This window comes from Glutamicibacter soli, from assembly GCF_003309065.1.
Taxonomy (GTDB): Bacteria; Actinomycetota; Actinomycetes; order Actinomycetales; family Micrococcaceae; genus Glutamicibacter; species Glutamicibacter soli.
This window is the reverse complement of record NZ_POAF01000005.1, coordinates 165,820-182,391: the sequence shown is the minus strand read 5'-3', so window position 1 is coordinate 182,391 and position 16,572 is coordinate 165,820. Positions and strand designations below refer to the sequence as shown.

The following is a 16,572-nucleotide window of genomic DNA, read 5'->3' as shown; positions in this document are numbered from 1 at the left end:
GGGGGGACACGGCATGTCCGAGCTTGAAGCAAAGGTGCTTCCTGAAGCCACGGTTGCACGCCTGACCCAGTACCTGCGGGCGCTGAATGCCCTTGAATCACGGGGAATGGAACGCACCAGCTCCGGGGTGCTGGCCAAGGAAGCCGGCGTGAATCCAGCGATCCTGCGCAAGGACCTGTCGTGGTTGGGTTCCTACGGCACCCGCGGCGTGGGCTATGTCGTACGTGAGCTCTCGGAGCACATCAACAACACGCTGGGTCTGAACCGGGACTGGCGCGTGCTGATCCTCGGCGCCGGCAACCTGGGCCGAGCGCTCAGCGGCTATGCAGGCTTCACCACCCGCGGCTTCAAGGTCAGGGCTATCCTCGACGTCTCGCCCGACCTGGTGGGCACGGACGTCGGGAACCTGCATGTCGAGTCGCGCAGCGACCTGGCCGAGGTGGTGCGCCGCGAAGAGATCAATATCGCGGTGCTGGCGGTCCCCGGCGATGCAGCCCAGGACCTGATCTATGAGCTGGGGGAGCTGGGCGTGAATTCCGTGCTGTCCTTTGCGCCCAAACCACTGGTTGTTCCGCGCGGCATGAACTTGCGCCGGGTGGACCTGTCCACCGAGCTTCAGATCTTGGCGTATCTGGCCGTTCAGCCATAACAATTTTTTGAGCAAACGCAGAGGCGGCCTGAACCCTTCCGGGTTCAGGCCGCCTCTGCGTTGTCTGCGCTGCCGCTTTTAGCGGTAGCCGGCCCGACGCGACATGCGTCGGGCAACGATGTATTCCGAGGATGGACGCAACCAGGAGAAGACCACGCCGGCTACGCCGAGACCGACTGCCAGCACGATCAGCGCGTTCAGCATGCCTGCCTGGGCATCACCGAACATGGACACCGTGGCAATGGACATCGACAGTCCCAGCAGCGAAAGCACTGCCAGCACGGTGGCGATGATGCGCATGGCGCTCACGCCGCGGCCCACGAAGAAGCCCACCAGGAAGTACAGGGCAATGCTGATGACAGCGGAGGTGATCATGAAGCCGGACATCACGGAGTTGAACTCGGCCATGAATGCTTCGGGGCTGCTGAGCATCTGCTCGAGGAACGGGTCATCGGCCAACTGCGGATTCGCCTGCAGGTCGTTCTGCATCTGCTCCTGTAACAGCGACCACTGCGAGGTGATCATGTTGGCGAACATGTTCGAATTGAACATGAACCAGGTGGCAATGGCATTGACGATTCCCGAGAGCAGGATCAGCAAGAAGGCCCACTGCAGGGTCTTGGGACGCTGCGCCGGAGGCTGGACCGGCGTGTAGCCTCCCTGTTGCTGGCCGTAGGGGTCGAACGACGGCGCAGGGGATTGCGGCTGCCCGTACGGGTTCTGGCCATAGGGATTCCCGCCTGGCTGGTTCTGGCCGTCGGGGTTTTGTCCATAGGGATTCGGGTTCGAAGCGTTGGACCCGGAATTGGGGTCGTAGGGCTGGCCCGGCTGGTTCGGATCGTAGTTGCTCATCTGTGTCCTCAAAGGTTGAACCGGCAGGAAATCACGAAGGTTCCACATGCCTGATTCCGTGTGCATTCTCGTACTCCCAAGACTAGTCGCCGAGCTTTGTGATACACCCCATCCGAAAGGATGGTTTTCCATTTGCGATTCCCATGCAAGCCCTGTGAATCGTTGACGGTGAGCACATTATTCATCTTTTAGGTTGATTCTTTGAGACACTGGAAACATGCCAATCTCGACTGTTCATTTGCTGCGCCACGGGGAAGTTTTCAACCCGGATCGCGTTCTTTATGGACGAATCCCCGGTTTCGGCCTGTCAGAGCTGGGATTCAAGATGGCCGATGGGGCCGGCGACTACTTCGCCAAGCACCAGGCCTCCGGTGGAAACATCGTCCGGATCGTCGCCTCGCCACTAGTCCGGGCCCAGCAGACCGCAGCCCCCACGGCGCAGGCGCTGGAGCTGCCGATTCTCACCGATGACCGGGTCATCGAGGCAGACAACCAACTGCAGGGACTGTCCAAGGTCGCGCAGCATCTGAAGAGCCCTCGCTACTGGCCGCTGCTGGTCAACCCCCTCAAGCCGTCCTGGGGCGAACCCTACGTTGAGCAGGTCGCCCGCATGCGCGAGGCCATGGAATTCCACCGCAAGGCCGCGCTCGAAGAGCACGGCGACGGTGTCGAAATCGTGATTGTCAGCCACCAGCTTCCCATCTGGGTCACCCGGCGCGCCGCCGAAGGCAAGCCGCTGTGGCACGATCCGCGCAAGCGCGAGTGCACGTTGACCTCAATTACCAGCTTTGAATTCGATGGAGATGACATTCTCTCCGTGCGTTACACCGAACCGAGCCCCGAGCTTCTTGCGGGCGCGGCAAACATCCCTGGAGCCTGAAGCAAAATGATTGATCCCGTGCAGAATTCTCGTCCGCTGTCTCGGCGCACCATGTTGCGTACGTTGATGGTGGCGGCGGCTGTGGTGCCGTTGGCGGCGTGTTCGGCCAAGGAGGATAATCTCACCGCTCAGGCCAACAGCGGCGACGGCAAGAACTACATCGCAGGCGACGGGGCAGTGCAGGAATACACCCCTGACCTGCGCACGGATCCAGTCAAAATCGAAGCCAAGACCTATCAGGGAACTGCGGTGGCTACCGCTGACTGGCAGGGCCAGCCGGTGGTCTTGAACTTCTGGTACGCCGCGTGCGCACCATGCCGTATCGAAGCACCTCACCTAAAGGAACTGGCCGAGGAATTCAAGGGCAAGGTCAATTTCCTCGGCGTCAACGTCCGAGACGAAGCGGAAGCTGCCAAGGCTTTCGAACGCACCTTCGAGATCCCGTACGAATCAGTCCAGGACACCAGCGGCGACATCCAGCTGGCCATGACCAAATACGTCCCATTGCAGGCCGTCCCGTCCACGCTGATCCTGGACCGCAAGGGCCGGGTCCGTGCCCGCGTCATCGGGGCCGTCGAGCCGAGCACCCTGAAATCGCTGATCGGCACCGCTCTGACCGAAGAGTTGTGAGCTGAGCATTGACCTCTAATCCATTCGCGGACATCGTTCTGGACGGTTCGCTGCTGCTGGCTGCGCCGGTAGCGCTGCTGGCCGGACTGGTCTCCTTCCTTTCGCCCTGCGTGCTTCCGCTGGTGCCCGGGTACCTGGGCTATGTCACCGGACTGACCGGCGCCGATCTAAAGGACCACCGCCGCGGACGTGTGCTGGCAGGCGTGCTGCTGTTCGTCTTGGGCTTCTCGGTGGTGTTCATTGCCGTGGGAGTGCTGTTCAGCCAAGCGACCGCATGGCTTCGCTTCAACGGCGGCTGGGTCACCCAGGTCCTGGGTCTGGTGGTGATGTTCATGGGCGTCGTGTTCATGGGCGGATTCTCCTTCATGCAACGCGACCGCAAGATCCATCGGAAGCCGCCGGCAGGCCTGTGGGGCGCACCGGTGCTGGGCCTGACCTTCGGGTTGGGCTGGGCTCCGTGCATCGGCCCGACCTTGAGCGCCGTGCTGATCATGTCCACCGGCGTGGATGCGAACGTCGGGCGCGGAACGCTGCTGACCGCGTTCTACTGCCTGGGCCTGGGGCTGCCGTTCATCCTGATCGCGCTGGGTCTGCAGCGCGGCATGCAGGCGTTGAACTTCTTCCGCCGCCACCAGCTGCTGATCATGCGGCTGGGCGGTGGACTCCTGATTCTATTGGGTCTTGTCATGGTTACCGGCCTGTGGGGCACCTGGGTAACTGAACTGCAAAACTGGTTTGCCAATGAAGTGAGGTTGCCAATCTAATGGCGAAGAACAAGCAGAAGGCGAAGAACCGGGGCGACGCCCCGGCCCTTGGCCTTGTCGGATCCCTGCGGTGGATTTGGACGCAGCTGACGTCGATGCCGACGGCGCTGTTCCTGTTGCTGATGCTGGCGGTCGCCGCCGTGCCGGGATCGATTTTCCCCCAGCGTTCGGTCAACCCCGAACTCGTCGCACAGTACCTGGACCAGCACCCGGTGGCCGGCCCGTGGCTTGACCGCTTCCAGATGTTCGAGGTGTACTCCTCGGCCTGGTTCTCCGCCATCTACATCTTGCTGTTCATCTCGCTGGTCGGCTGCATCACCCCGCGCATCAAGAAGCATGCCAAGGCCCTGCGCACCCCGCCTCCGCGCACCCCTGCCCGGCTGCAGCGGCTGCCGCAGTACCATTCCATGGACGTCATGGAGGGCCAGCCGGATACGCCTACCGACGACGAGCTGATCGACGACGCCTACAAGATCCTGAAGAAGCGCGGCTACCGCGTGGAACGCCGTGAAGACGCGACCGGCCGCTCGGTCGCCGCCGAACGCGGCTACACCCGTGAGATCGGCAACCTGCTCTTCCACATCTCGCTGCTGGGCATCCTCGCGTCCGCCGGCCTCGGCCAGGCCTACGGCTACGGAGGCCAGCGCGTGGTTGTCGAAGGCGAGACCTTCGTGAACTCGCTGGTCTCCTACGACTCCTTCAGCCCCGGCAGCAATTTCTCCGCCGACGACCTCCAAGGCTACTCGGTGAAGCTGGACAAGTTCGACATCATCTTCGACCGCGATTCGAAGGACTACTTCGGCCAGCCGCTGGACTTCACCGCGCATGTCCAAGTCCGCGAGAATCCCGACGCCGAACCGGTCAAGCAGGAGCTGAAGGTCAACCACCCGCTGCGCATCGACGGCGCGGACGTCTATCTCGTGGGCAACGGCTATGCGCCGGTGGTCACCGTGCGCGACGGCGACGGCAACGTGTCCTACTCGGGCCCGCTGGTAGCCGTCCCTCAGGACTCCGTATACACCTCGCTGATGGTCATCAAGGTCCCCGACGCCAAGCCCGAGCAGCTGGGCTTCCAGGGCTTCCTGCTGCCGACCGCCCTGGTCGGCGAGGACAACGTGGCATTCTCCGGAGACCCGAACGCCATCAACCCGCAGCTCCAGCTGAACTCCTACTACGGCGACCTGGGACTTGACTCGGGCGAGCCGCAGAACGTGTACGTGCTGGACACCGAAAAGATGACGGAGCTGAACAACCGAAATCTCGATGCCGGCGGCATCGTGCTCGGTGCGGGAGACACCTACGAGCTGCCCAACAACATGGGCAGCATCACCTTCGACGACCTCAAGCGCTATATTGCCCTGGACGTGAACTACGATCCGGGCAAGATGCCGATCGCGATCTTCTCCGGCTTGGCGCTGCTGGGCTTGATCATCTCGATGTTCACTCCGCGCCGCCGCGTCTGGGTGAAGCTCCGCAACGAGGACGGCAGGCGTAGTATCGAATACGCGCTCTTGGCCCGTGGCGAGGATCCGAGGCTTGAACGTGAATCCGATGAATTGCAGAAAATCTTTGACAAGGCTTGGCCGCTGGCAAGCCAGGAACAGGACCTAGGAGCCGTAAATGGGTAGCAACGCTGCACTTGAGCCAATCAATGAAACGCTGGGCGTTTACAGCCAGCTGTTCATGCTGCTGGCAGCCATGGTCTACATGGTCGTCTTCATCTTCTTCGCGCTGGACCTGGCCAAGACCAACAAGTCCATCAGCGAGATGGACGCCGCGGCGCTGAAGGAAGACGAGAAGCTCCTGGTCTCCGCCGGCGCGGTGACCCGTCCGGCCCGCGGCCGCCGTGGCCAGGAGGTCCGCGCGGACAACGTCGGAGAGCACATCGTGACCGACAAGATGGAGTACACCAAGCTCTCGTCGAACCGCAAGATGGCACGCATCGCCGTGGTCCTGATGTGCCTGGCCGTCGCGCTGCACGGCTTCGCCGTCTTCGCCCGCGCGTTCGCCGCGAACCGCGTGCCGTGGGGCAACATGTACGAGTTCATGTCCACCGGCGCGCTGGTGGTTTCCGTGGTGTACCTCGTCGCGCTGTTCTTCAAGGACCTGCGTTTCATGGGTGCGTTCATCTCAGGTTTGGTGACCCTGATGCTCTGCGGCGCCACCATCGGCTTCCCGACCCCGGTCGGCCACTTGGTGCCTGCCCTGCAGTCGCCGTGGATCGTCATCCACGTGTCCATCGCGGTCTTCGCCTCGGCCCTGTTCGCCATCAGCTTCGCCATGAACGTCCTGCAGCTGATGCAGCACTCCCGCATGAAGCGCATTGCCGACGGCCAGCCGGACAAGATGCCGTTCATGCGCGTGGTGCCGGGCGCCGGCGCGCTGGAGAACTTCGCCTACCGCCTGAACACCATCGGCTTCGCCATGTGGACCTTCACCGTGATCGCCGGCGCGATCTGGGCTGAAGCCGCCTGGGGCCGCTACTGGGGCTGGGACCCGAAAGAAGTCTGGTCGTTCGTGATCTGGGTTGTCTACGCAGGCTACCTGCACGCCCGCGCCACCGGCGGCTGGACCGGCCCGCGCTCTGCATGGCTGTCGATCATCGGCTTCCTGTGCGTGGTCTTCAACTTCACCATCGTGAACATCTTCTTCAACGGCCTGCACTCCTACGCTGGCGTCTAAACAGCGCAAAGGCGTCAACAGGGATCCGGCGGCCCGCCAACTGGTGGGCCGCCGGATCCCTGTTTTGTGCGCCTTGACGGGGCTTCCACGGCTTCCCAGGGCCTGACATGCGTTGGACAGTGCCTCTGGAAGCTTCAGGACGCTGTCTGCGGATCCGCGGGAGCGCCAGCAATCCAACTGCCGCATGCCCGCTGGCGCGAACCGGAACGAAGGCTTTCCCTCCGTGGCCCATTGAAGCTTTGAGCACGAGGTGCGGAGCGCATTGTCCGGCCCGCCCTGGCCAAGGCAAAACAAGACCCCCGCCAGCTGTGATCTGGCGAGGGTTGAAGGGCTGTCGGCTGCAGGTTGTGCAGCGTTTTCCGCTAGCTTTCGGGAGCGGCGGTGCCGTTTCCGTCGGACTTGTTCTTGTGGTCCTTGGTTTCCTTGGAAGGACGCTCCGTGGACTGGTTCTTCTGCTGATCTGCCTCGCGGCGCTTGAGTTCTTCCTCACGTGCGGTCAGCTCGGCATCACGCTGCTGCTGGCGGCGCCACACCTCCAGCTGGCGCAGGAAGTCCTCGTCATCGTCCGGGGCCCGCGAGGTTTGGGCGGTGCTCGTCTCGGCACTCAGCGGGCGGCCCAGGGTGAACCACAAAGCGGCTCCGATCAGCGGAAGGAAGACGATCACTGCAAACCAGGCAGGCTTGGGCAGCGAGCGCACCTGATGTGCCTCGGACCGAGCGCATTCGATGACCGTGTAGATCATCAGCGCTACCGAAATCAATGCGGCGAAAATAATGAAGCGGACCATGACTCCAGTCTAGTGACTTTTTTCCCCGCTGGTTCATCGGCAAACTCTCTTCACAGGTTCATCGGTAGACTTTAAGCTATGCAGCTTCTGAAATATACCGTGCTTCGACTGGGAATTTTCCTGGTCGTTTTCCTTGGCCTCTGGTGGGGCCTGAAATGGCCGATATTTGTGGCGGGCCTCGTGGGCCTGGCCATCGCCTTCGCGGTGTCCTACCTGTTCTTCAACGACCTGCGCCTGCGTGCGAACCAGGACGTGGGCAAGGCGTTCAACAAGACGACCGCCAGCAAGTCCGAAAAGCAGCTGGCGGACGAGGCCGCCGAGGATTCCTACGACGAATCCCAGCGCCGCCCGCAGGATCCCAGCGCGTAACCCGGTACCTGACCGCCGGGAAACCCAACGCCCCATCCGCCAGCATGCTGGCGGATGGGGCGTTGGGTTTTAAGCGTGGTGTGCCGGGCTCAGCGCAGCCACATGGGGACCAGGATGGCGCCGGCGAAGAGCACCGCATAGACCATGTTCACGATGCCGGTCTGCTTGAGCACGATGACCAGCTTGGACAGCTCGGCCTGGCGCAGCATGGTCAGGCTCGGGGCCACCGCCGGCAGGAACGTGACCAGGATCAGCCACATCCACGGGAAGGTTCCGGTGACCAGCAGCGGCAGCAGGATCGCCACGGCGAGCATCAGCACGTAGCTCAGCCGGGCGTTGTGCTCGCCCAGGCGCACGGCGAGGGTGATCTTGCCGACCTCGGTGTCCGTGGGGATGTCGCGCACGTTGTTGGCCATCAGCAGCGCGCAGCCGATCAGGCCGGTGCCCACCGCGCCGAGCAGCGCCGTCAGGGTCAACGTTCCGCTCTGGGTGAAGGTGGTGCCCAAGGTGGCCACCAGGCCGAAGAAGATGAACACGTAGACATCGCCCCAGCCGCGGTAGCCGTAGGGGTTCTTGCCGCCGGTGTAGCCCCAGGCAGCGAAGATCGCCGCCACGCCGATCAGCAGCAGCGGCCAGGCTTGGGAGAGGATCACCAGGACCAGGCCCAGCACGGCGGCCAGGCCGAAGCAGGCGAACGCGGCGTTGCGCACGTTCTTCGGATCGGTCAGCTTCGAGCCGGTCAGGCGCAGCGGCCCGACGCGCTCGTCGTCCGTGCCGCGGATGCCGTCCGAGTAGTCGTTGGAATAGTTCACGCCGATCTGCAGCAGCAGCCCGACGCACAGCGCCAAAAGGAAGCGGAACCAGTGGAAGAGACCGGTTTCGCCCACTGCTGCGGCGGTTCCGATGACGACCGGGGCAATGACGATGGGAAGGGTGCGCAGGCGCGCGCCGGCAACCCATTGGGAAAGTGTGGCCACTTTCAGTCCTTTCGGGCGAACACAAAAATCCGTACCCTCTAGTTTCCCGCGAATCGGCGGGCAAGGCGAATCGGGCGGCTAGCGGGCCTCGGCCAGCCGGGTCACGACCAGCCGGCGGTCGAACTTGCCGTTGGCCAGCAACGGCAGCCCCTGCGGGTAGTGCAGCACGTATTTCGGCACCGCTTCCTTGCCCAGGGTGCGGCGCACCGCTTCGAAGGCGTCCTCGGTCCGGGTGGGCCCGGAGTAGGCAAGCCCCACGGCCTGACCCCACTGCGCGTCCGGAACTGCTACCACGAGCGCCTGGGTGAAGAACTCCTCCAGCAGTCCCTCGATCTTCGCCGCGGAGAGTTTCACGCCTCCGGTGTTGATCACGTCGTCGATGCGTCCGGCGATGCGCAGCCGGGAGCCGTCCACGCTGCCCAGGTCGTCGGTCAGGTACCAGCGCTGCCCGTCGTGCTCCACGAAGTGCTCGGCGGTGGCCTGCGGGTCGTTGGCGTAGCCGTCGGCCAGCATGGGGCCGGAAACCAGGATGCGCCCGTCCTGCTCGCGCAGCTTCACCCCGGGCAGGGCGGTGCCGTTGTAGACTAGGCCGCCGGAGGTCTCCGCCGAGCCGTAGGTCTGGAAGATCTTCAGCCCGTGGTGCCGGGCGCTGGCCAGCAGGTCCTTGCTGGCGCGCGCCCCGCCCAGCAGGATCGCGTCGAAGCGCTTGAGCGCGGCGGCGGTCCGCTCGCTGGGGTGGTCCAGCAGCCGGGCCAGCTGGGTGGGGACCAGCGAGGTCAGCCGGCGGGTGTCCACCATCTGCTCGGCCGCCGCGGTGAACTCCTCGGCGGAGAAGCTGCCGTTCTGCTTCATGAGAACCGGCTTGGTGCCGGCGAACAGCGAGCGGGTGAGCACGCTGAGCCCGGCGACGTAGTGCACCGGCAGGGCCAGCAGCCATTGGCCCTCGAAGCCCAGGAACTCGGCGGTGGCCTGCGCGCTGGAGGCCATCGCCGAGACGCTGAGCACCGTGCGCTTGGCGCGCCCGGTGGACCCGGAGGTGCGCACCACCACCATCGGCTCCTCGAAGCCCGCGAGCTCGGAGCGATCCAGCCGGTTCAGGACCCAGCCCTCCGGGGCGCCGGGATCCGCCACGACCTCCACGGCCGGGCCGTCCTCGTTCACGGCGGCGGCCAGCGCCTCCAACAGTGCCAGATGGGGTGCGTCCAAAGCCGTCTCCTAGCTCGGGTCGATGGGTGGATCGGTGGTGGTGCGGTGCGCTGCTAGAAGTAGTACGGGTAGTTGGACCAGTCAGGGTCGCGCTTGCCCAGGAACGCGTCGCGCCCCTCCACCGCTTCGTCGGTCATGTAGGCCATGCGGGTGGCCTCGCCGGCGAAGACCTGCTGGCCGGCCAGGCCGTCGTCGGCCAGGTTGAAGGCGAACTTGAGCATGCGGATGGCCTGCGGGGACTGGGCGGCGATGTCCGCCGCGTATTCCAGGGCCACTTCCTCGAGGCGCTCATGCTCCACCGACTCGTTGACAGCGCCCATGCGCACCATGTCGTCGGCCGAGTATTCGCGGGCCAGGAAGAAGATTTCGCGGGCGGTCTTCTGCCCGACCTGGCGGGCCAGCAGCGCCGAGCCGTAGCCGGCGTCGAAGGAGCCCACGGTCGCGTCGGTCTGCTTGAACTTGCCGTGCTGCTTGGAGGCGATGGTCAGATCGGAGACCACGTGCAGCGAGTGCCCTCCGCCGGCGGCCCAGCCGTTGACCACGCACACCACGACCTTTGGCATGGTGCGCATCAGGCGCTGCACCTCCAGGATGTGCAGGCGGCCGGCGCGGGCCGGGTCGATGGTCTCGCGGGTCTCGCCCTCGGCGTAGCGGTAGCCGTCGCGCCCGCGGATGCGCTGGTCGCCGCCCGAGCAGAAGGCGTGGCCGCCGTCCTTGGGGGAGGGGCCGTTGCCGGTGAGCAGCACGGTGGCCACGTCACCGGTCATGCGCGCGTGGTCCATGGCGCGGTAGAGCTCGTCCACGGTATGCGGGCGGAACGCGTTGCGCACCTCGGGCCGGTCGAAGGCGATGCGCACGGTGGGCAGGTCGCGCAGGATCGCACCGGAGGCGTCGCGCTCGACCTGGCGGTGGTAGGTGATGTCGGTGAAGTCGAATCCCTCGATGACCCGCCACCGGGTCGGGTCGAAGATATCGGAAACCTTGCGGGGCAATGCGGAATTATTCTGGCTACTCACCCTGTAAATGCTAGCCGTTTGCCGCGCGTTCTTCAGCACTTCGGCCGCCGGGCCGGCTTTGTTGCCCGTTCGGCGCAAACAACGGCGGCGGCGCTTCCCCAATGGGAAGCACCGCCGCCGTGGCCGGGACATTGGCTCAGGCGCTAGGAACGCGGGCTGTCGCCCGCCGGAGGGACCGTGGCCAGGATGCCGGTGTCGTGGGCATCAGGGATCTCGGTGCCACGCAGCGAGGCGCCGGCGGTCTCCGGCATGAACTTGACGGCGATCACGCCGATCACGCAGGAGGCCATCATGTACACGGCGGGGAACAGCAGGAAGCCGGTGGAGTTGATGGCCGCCTCGTTGACCATGGCCGCGGTGCCGCCGAAGATCGCGGTGGCCACGTTGTAGGTGATGGCGAAGCCGGCGAAGCGCACATGCGAGGGGAACATCGCCGGGAACGTCGCGGTGATGGTGGCCAGCTGCGGGATGTAGAGCAGGCCCAGCACCGCGAAGCCCACGATGGCCCAGGCGAAGGACTGGCCCATGAGCCAGAACATCGGCAGCGCCAGGACGAACAATCCGATCACCGAGGTGTACCACATGGGTTTTCGCCCGATCTTGTCAGAGAGCGATCCGGCGAAGGGGATGACCGCCATCATGGCCACCTCGCCGATCAGGATGGTCGCCAGCGAAGCGGTGGAATCCAGGCCCAGCTGGGTTTCCAGGTAGGTCGGCATGTAGCTGAGCAACGTGTAGTTCACGACGTTCAGCGCGATGACCAGTCCGCCCATGGTCAGGATGGGGCGCCAGTAGGTGGTGAGCAGTTCCTTCAGCGAGCCGCCCTGCTGGTTTTCGCCGGATTCCTCCAGCTCCTGGAAGACCGGGGTGTCCTCCAGCTTGCTTCGCAGGTACAGGCCGATCAGGCCCATGGGAAGCGCCAGGAAGAACGGGATGCGCCAGCCGTAGGCCATCATGGCTTCCTCGCCAAGGCCCAGCTGCAGGAACAGCATGACCGCGGTACCCAGCGCGAAACCGCCCAGGGTGCCGAATTCAAGGAAGGAGCCGAAGAATCCGCGTTTGCGGTCAGGGGCGTATTCGGCCATGAAGGTCGCCGCGCCGCCGTATTCGCCGCCGGTGGAGAAGCCCTGGATCATGCGCAGCAGCACCAGCAGCACCGGGGCCAGCACGCCGACCATTTGATAGGTCGGCAGCACGCCGATCAGGAATGTCGCGCCGGACATCATGAGGATCGTCAGGGCCAGGATCTTCTTGCGTCCGAGCTTGTCGCCCAGCGGGCCCCAGACGAATCCGCCCAAGGGGCGAACCAGGAAGGACAGGGCGAAGGTGGCCAGCGCCATCACGGTGCCGCCCTCGGTGGGGAAGAAATGGGCGGTGATATAAGTGACGGCGACCGCGTAGACGCCGTAGTCGAACCATTCGGTCATGTTGCCCATGGCCGAGGCGGCGGTGGCCTTGCGGACTTCCTGCCGGCCTTCCACGGTGGACATGTCCGGGCCGATGTCCTGGGTCAGGTCCGGGGAGAAGGAGGCGGTATTCGAATTGTCTTGTGGTTGGCTGTTTTCCGGTTGCACAACTGCTCCGATGCGTCTCAGCTTTCCGTCGACCGGATGCCCGGGCTGGCAATGGAAAACTTTGCCGTCCCGGTTACGGTCCACGATCCGGGCAGGCCCGGAGTCGGTCAAGTGACCGAGGCTACGCCGTCATCAACCGAAATTCAACGTTTGATATGGAATTCATTGGAACTCCCCACGGACATATTCGATCGGGTATCACGTGATCAACAGACGGAGCTCCTAAACAGCCGGGGGTTTCACGTAGAGTTTGTGTCGAGCCGAGCTTGTATTATTGAACGAATGGTCGGTAAGTTAGAGTGCTGAGCATCACTACTTTTTGTCGCAAGGAGCAATCATGGCCGAGGCATTTCTCGTAGGCGGAGCACGTACCCCAGTTGGACGGTACGGCGGAGCGCTGAGCAGCGTGCGTCCGGACGACCTGGCGGCGTTGACGATCCGCCGCGTCATCGACGACGCAGGCATCGATCCGGAGCTGGTTGACGAAGTCATCTTCGGCAACGCCAACGGCGCCGGCGAAGAAAACCGCAACGTGGCCCGCATGGCATGGCTGCTGGCCGGCCTGCCGAACACGGTTCCGGGCATCACCGTGAACCGCCTATGCGCCTCTGGCATGAGCGCCATCACCATGGCAAGCCACATGGTCAAGTCCGGCGCCGCGGACATCGTGGTAGCCGGCGGCGTGGAATCCATGTCCCGCGCCCCATGGGTCATGGAGAAGCCTGCCAAGGCCTTCGCCAAGCCGGGCGCCACCTTCGACACCTCCATCGGCTGGCGCTTCACCAACCCCGCCTTCCTGTCCGGGGAGCTTTCCCGCGACGGCAAGGCCACCTACTCCATGCCGGAGACGGCCGAGGAAGTCGCCCGCGTCTACAACATCTCCCGCGAGGACGCCGACCAGTTCGCGGTGGAATCGCACGCCAAGTCCATCGCCGCCATCGAGGCCGGACGCTTCAAGGACGAGATCGTCCCGGTGACCGTCAAGGGCCGCAAGAGCGACACGATCGTCGACACCGACGAGGGCCCGCGCCCGGGCACCACCGCCGAGGTGCTGGCCGGTCTGCGCCCGGTCGTCAAGGGCGGCTCGGTGGTCACCGCCGGCAACGCCTCGACCCTGAACGACGGCGCTTCGGCCATCCTGGTGGTTTCCGAGCGTGCCATCCAGAAGTACGGGCTGACCCCGCGCGCCCGCATCGTCGACGGCCAGGCCGCCGGCCTGGCACAGGAGATCATGGGCATGGGCCCGGTCCCGGCCACCAACAAGGTGCTTTCCCGCGCGGGCCTGTCCATCTCGGACATCGGCGCCATGGAGATCAACGAGGCCTTCGCCAGCCAGTCGCTGGCCAGCATGAACGAGCTGGGCGTGGACCCGTCCATCGTGAACCGCGACGGCGGCGCCATCGCCCTGGGCCACCCGCTGGGCTCCTCTGGCTCGCGCATCGTGATCACCCTGCTGGGCCGCATGGAGCGCGAACTGGCCGGAGCCGAGCGCAAGCTCGGCGTGGCCACCATGTGCGTGGGAGTCGGCCAGGGCACCGCCCTGCTGGTGGAGGGCGTCTAACTCCATGAGCCTGACTCCCGAAGACTTCACCACCTTGCAGATCACCGAGACCGATGACCGCGTGTGGGTGCGCCTGCACCGCCCCGAGGTCCGCAACGCGATCGACCAGGTCATGGTCGACGAACTGCACGCGGTCTGCGCCTACCTTGAGCGCACCCCGAAGATCATGATCCTGGCCGGCACCCCCGGCACCGCGCCGACCGAGGAAAAACCGCGCGGCTCCAAGGGCATCTTCGCCTCCGGCGCCGACATCGCGCAGCTGCGCGAGCGCCGCCGCGACGACGCGCTGGCAGGCATCAACTCCGGCATCTTCGACCGCATCGCCAAGCTGCCGATGCCCGTGGTGGCCGCGCTTGACGGCTTCGCTCTGGGCGGCGGCGCGGAACTGGCCTACGCGGCAGACTTCCGCATCGGCACCGAGGATCTGCGCATGGGCAACCCTGAAACCAACTTGGGCATCATGGCCGCCGCCGGCGCGACCTGGCGCCTGAAGGAACTGGTCGGCGAGCCGCTGGCCAAGGAGATCCTGCTGGCCGGCAAGGTGCTCACCGGAGCGCAGTGCCTGGAAGTCCAGCTGATCACCGAGCTGCACCCGGCCGCCGAGCTGGACGCCGCCGCCGACGCGTTGGCCGACCGCATCGCCGCGCAGGACCCGCTGGCAGTGCGCATCAGCAAGTCGGTCTTCCACACCCCGCGCGAGGTGCACCCGATCATCGACAACCTGGCCCAGGGCATGCTCTTCGAGTCCCAGGCCAAGTTCGACCGCATGCAGGCATTCCTAGACCGAAAGAAGAAGTAAGCATGAGTGAAGCGACAAACTTTATCGACGGCGCCCTGCCTGCCACCATGGGCGTGCTCGGCGGCGGGCGCATGGGCGCCGGCATCGCCCACGGCTTTTTGGTCAGCGGCAGCGCCGTGACCGTGGTTGAGCGCGACGAGGAATCCGCCAAGGGCGCCTACGAGCGCGTGGTGGAGTCCGTGGACAAATCCATCGCCCGCGGCGCGGTCAGCGAAACCCGCGAGCAGCTGCTGGCGCGCTTCGCCGTGAGCACCAACTACGCCGACTTCGCCTCGGCACAGCTGGTCATCGAAGCCGTCCCGGAAATCTGGGACCTGAAGATCTTCTCGCTGCAGGCGGTGGAAGCCGAGCTGTCCCAGGACGCCGTGCTGGCCTCCAACACCTCCTCGCTGTCCGTGTCCGGCATGGCCGAGAAACTGGCGCGCCCGCAGAACTTCCTGGGCCTGCACTTCTTCAACCCGGTCCCGGCGTCCACGCTGATCGAGGTCGTCATCGGCAAGCAGACCAACCCGCAGCTGGTTGACGCCTCGCGCGGCTGGGTCTCCGCGCTGGGCAAGACCGCAGTGGTGGTCAACGACGCCCCGGGCTTCGCCTCCTCCCGCCTGGGCGTGGCCATCGCGCTGGAAGCCATGCGCATGGTCGAAGAGGGCGTGGCCAGCGCCGAGGACATCGACAACGCGATGGTGCTGGGTTACAAGCACCCGACTGGCCCGCTGAAGACCACCGACATCGTGGGCTTGGATGTGCGCCTGGGCATTGCCGAATACCTTCACGAAACCCTTGGCGACCGCTTCGCTCCGCCGCAGATCCTCAAGGACCTGGTGGCCGAGGGCAAGCTGGGCCGCAAGACCGGACAGGGCTTCTACACCTGGTAGGAACCCAAGAGCACGACAACCGATGGAAAGGGCTGCGCAAGCGGCCCTTTTCGCATATCCGGCGCGCGTTTCAGGGAATCAGGCCGCGGCTTCGGGCCCGCAGCACCAAATCGAAGCGGTTGGCTGCCTCCAGCTTGCGCATCGCCGAGGCGATATAGCTCTTGACCGTGCTCTCGGCCAGGTCAAGGTGCGCACCGATCAGCGCGTTGCGCTTGCCCAGCGCCAAGTGGGTGAGGACATCCAGCTCCCGGGGCGACAGCGGGCCCGCGCCGCGTGAACCGGCGACCTCGCGCGGCTGCCCGGCGCGCAGCATGGATCCCGCGGTGCTCAATCGCTGCGCCAATTCCGGATCCTCGATCAGCCGGGCGATGTCGCGCAGCTCGGTGTACAGCACTGTCAGGTCCTCCTGGCTCAACGCCAGATCCGAGGCGTGGGTGGCGTGGGCCTCCGAGGCGGACAGCACCGCCAGACGACGTTCGGTCTCCTCGTGGACCGACAGTTCCCAGGCCAGGCGCCGCGCCTCGCCGGCCGCGGCGGCCAGCGTTTCATCCGTGAGCTGGGAACGGTCGCGCAGCCCGGCGTAGATCAATGCGCGCACCTGGTTGTCGACCACCACGGGGATCGCCAGCAGGGTGATGATCCCTTCCACGCCGATCTCCCGGTCGTAGCTGTGGATGATGTCGGGGGACTGTTGGTAAGCCCCGGTGGCCGTCAGCTCCCGGCGGGCCAGGGCAAGCCCGCCCAGCCCCTGTCCGGGCTGGATCACCAATCCGCGCAACGCGCCGGTGCGGGTGCCGGCGAAACTTGTCAGCACCGTGCCGCCGGATTCCGCGAAGCCGCCGAAGGCCACGGGGAAGCCGGTGCGGGCGGCCAGGGTGTTCAGAGTACGCTCCAGCAGGGCCACCTGGGGCAAGGAATCGGTGGTCAACTGCTACCTCCTTTAGATGGTA

At 65.1% G+C, this 16,572-nt stretch carries 17 protein-coding genes; 10 read left to right on the top strand and 7 right to left on the bottom strand.

Features of this window, described 5'->3' with window-relative positions; translation table 11 throughout:
• The first annotated feature begins 13 nt into the window (after positions 1 to 13).
• Positions 14 to 649, top strand: a complete 636-nt coding sequence (locus tag C1H84_RS11655) for a redox-sensing transcriptional repressor Rex (protein WP_113607473.1) — start codon at positions 14 to 16, stop codon at positions 647 to 649.
• Between the two features lie 78 nt (positions 650 to 727).
• Here C1H84_RS11655 and C1H84_RS11650 read toward each other — a convergent pair whose 3' ends face one another.
• Positions 728 to 1,501 (bottom strand): proline-rich domain-containing protein, encoded by a 774-nt coding sequence (locus C1H84_RS11650; RefSeq protein WP_113607472.1) that lies wholly within the window; start codon positions 1,499 to 1,501, stop codon positions 728 to 730.
• 217 nt (positions 1,502 to 1,718) lie between these two features.
• Here C1H84_RS11650 and C1H84_RS11645 point away from each other — a divergent pair, with 217 nt between their 5' ends.
• From C1H84_RS11645 to ccsB, 5 genes are read left to right on the top strand one after another with little or no spacing between them, the layout of a single operon-like run.
• Positions 1,719 to 2,381 (top strand): histidine phosphatase family protein, encoded by a 663-nt coding sequence (locus tag C1H84_RS11645; protein WP_113607471.1) that lies wholly within the window; start codon positions 1,719 to 1,721, stop codon positions 2,379 to 2,381.
• Positions 2,382 to 2,387: 6 nt separating this feature from the next.
• Complete coding sequence (locus C1H84_RS11640; protein ID WP_181728119.1) at positions 2,388 to 3,011, top strand: TlpA family protein disulfide reductase; 624 nt, start codon at positions 2,388 to 2,390, stop codon at positions 3,009 to 3,011.
• A gap of 8 nt (positions 3,012 to 3,019) precedes the next feature.
• On the top strand, positions 3,020 to 3,775 hold the full coding sequence (locus C1H84_RS11635) for a cytochrome c biogenesis CcdA family protein (RefSeq protein ID WP_047119810.1): 756 nt from the start codon (positions 3,020 to 3,022) through the stop codon (positions 3,773 to 3,775).
• Positions 3,775 to 5,403 carry a cytochrome c biogenesis protein ResB gene (gene resB / locus C1H84_RS11630; RefSeq protein ID WP_047119809.1) on the top strand — a complete coding sequence of 543 codons (1,629 nt, stop codon included), beginning with the start codon at positions 3,775 to 3,777 and terminating at the stop codon, positions 5,401 to 5,403. The genes C1H84_RS11635 and resB overlap by 1 nt, the downstream gene beginning before the upstream one ends.
• Entirely contained in the window at positions 5,396 to 6,457 is a 1,062-nt protein-coding gene (ccsB, locus tag C1H84_RS11625; protein WP_047119808.1) for a c-type cytochrome biogenesis protein CcsB, read from the top strand. Before resB ends, ccsB begins: the two co-directional genes overlap by 8 nt.
• A gap of 362 nt (positions 6,458 to 6,819) precedes the next feature.
• On the opposite strand, the gene C1H84_RS11620 is transcribed toward ccsB, so the two are convergent.
• Entirely contained in the window at positions 6,820 to 7,245 is a 426-nt protein-coding gene (locus C1H84_RS11620; protein ID WP_052772455.1) for a PLD nuclease N-terminal domain-containing protein, read from the bottom strand.
• Between the two features lie 78 nt (positions 7,246 to 7,323).
• Here C1H84_RS11620 and C1H84_RS11615 point away from each other — a divergent pair, with 78 nt between their 5' ends.
• Entirely contained in the window at positions 7,324 to 7,614 is a 291-nt protein-coding gene (locus C1H84_RS11615) for a DUF4229 domain-containing protein (protein ID WP_047119807.1), read from the top strand.
• Between the two features lie 89 nt (positions 7,615 to 7,703).
• Here C1H84_RS11615 and C1H84_RS11610 read toward each other — a convergent pair whose 3' ends face one another.
• From C1H84_RS11610 to C1H84_RS11595, 4 genes are all read right to left on the bottom strand, one after another.
• On the bottom strand, positions 7,704 to 8,591 hold the full coding sequence (locus C1H84_RS11610) for a 1,4-dihydroxy-2-naphthoate polyprenyltransferase (protein WP_053798585.1): 888 nt from the start codon (positions 8,589 to 8,591) through the stop codon (positions 7,704 to 7,706).
• A gap of 78 nt (positions 8,592 to 8,669) precedes the next feature.
• Complete coding sequence (locus tag C1H84_RS11605; protein ID WP_053798584.1) at positions 8,670 to 9,797, bottom strand: AMP-binding protein; 1,128 nt, start codon at positions 9,795 to 9,797, stop codon at positions 8,670 to 8,672.
• 53 nt (positions 9,798 to 9,850) lie between these two features.
• Positions 9,851 to 10,813, bottom strand: coding sequence for a 1,4-dihydroxy-2-naphthoyl-CoA synthase (locus C1H84_RS11600; protein WP_047120868.1), 963 nt, complete (start codon positions 10,811 to 10,813; stop codon positions 9,851 to 9,853).
• Between the two features lie 143 nt (positions 10,814 to 10,956).
• Positions 10,957 to 12,387 carry an MFS transporter gene (locus tag C1H84_RS11595; protein ID WP_053798583.1) on the bottom strand — a complete coding sequence of 477 codons (1,431 nt, stop codon included), beginning with the start codon at positions 12,385 to 12,387 and terminating at the stop codon, positions 10,957 to 10,959.
• Positions 12,388 to 12,724: 337 nt separating this feature from the next.
• On the opposite strand from C1H84_RS11595, the gene C1H84_RS11590 reads away from it, so the two are divergent.
• From C1H84_RS11590 to C1H84_RS11580, 3 genes are read left to right on the top strand one after another with little or no spacing between them, the layout of a single operon-like run.
• Positions 12,725 to 13,948 carry a thiolase family protein gene (locus C1H84_RS11590; RefSeq protein WP_113607470.1) on the top strand — a complete coding sequence of 408 codons (1,224 nt, stop codon included), beginning with the start codon at positions 12,725 to 12,727 and terminating at the stop codon, positions 13,946 to 13,948.
• A 4-nt stretch (positions 13,949 to 13,952) separates the two neighbouring features.
• A complete protein-coding gene (locus tag C1H84_RS11585) occupies positions 13,953 to 14,747 on the top strand; it encodes an enoyl-CoA hydratase/isomerase family protein (protein WP_047119803.1) in 795 nt (264 codons plus the stop codon).
• 2 nt (positions 14,748 to 14,749) lie between these two features.
• Entirely contained in the window at positions 14,750 to 15,622 is an 873-nt protein-coding gene (locus tag C1H84_RS11580) for a 3-hydroxyacyl-CoA dehydrogenase family protein (protein WP_113607469.1), read from the top strand.
• Between the two features lie 70 nt (positions 15,623 to 15,692).
• Here C1H84_RS11580 and C1H84_RS11575 read toward each other — a convergent pair whose 3' ends face one another.
• Positions 15,693 to 16,550, bottom strand: a complete 858-nt coding sequence (locus C1H84_RS11575) for a helix-turn-helix transcriptional regulator (protein ID WP_113607468.1) — start codon at positions 16,548 to 16,550, stop codon at positions 15,693 to 15,695.
• Positions 16,551 to 16,572: the final 22 nt, after the last annotated feature.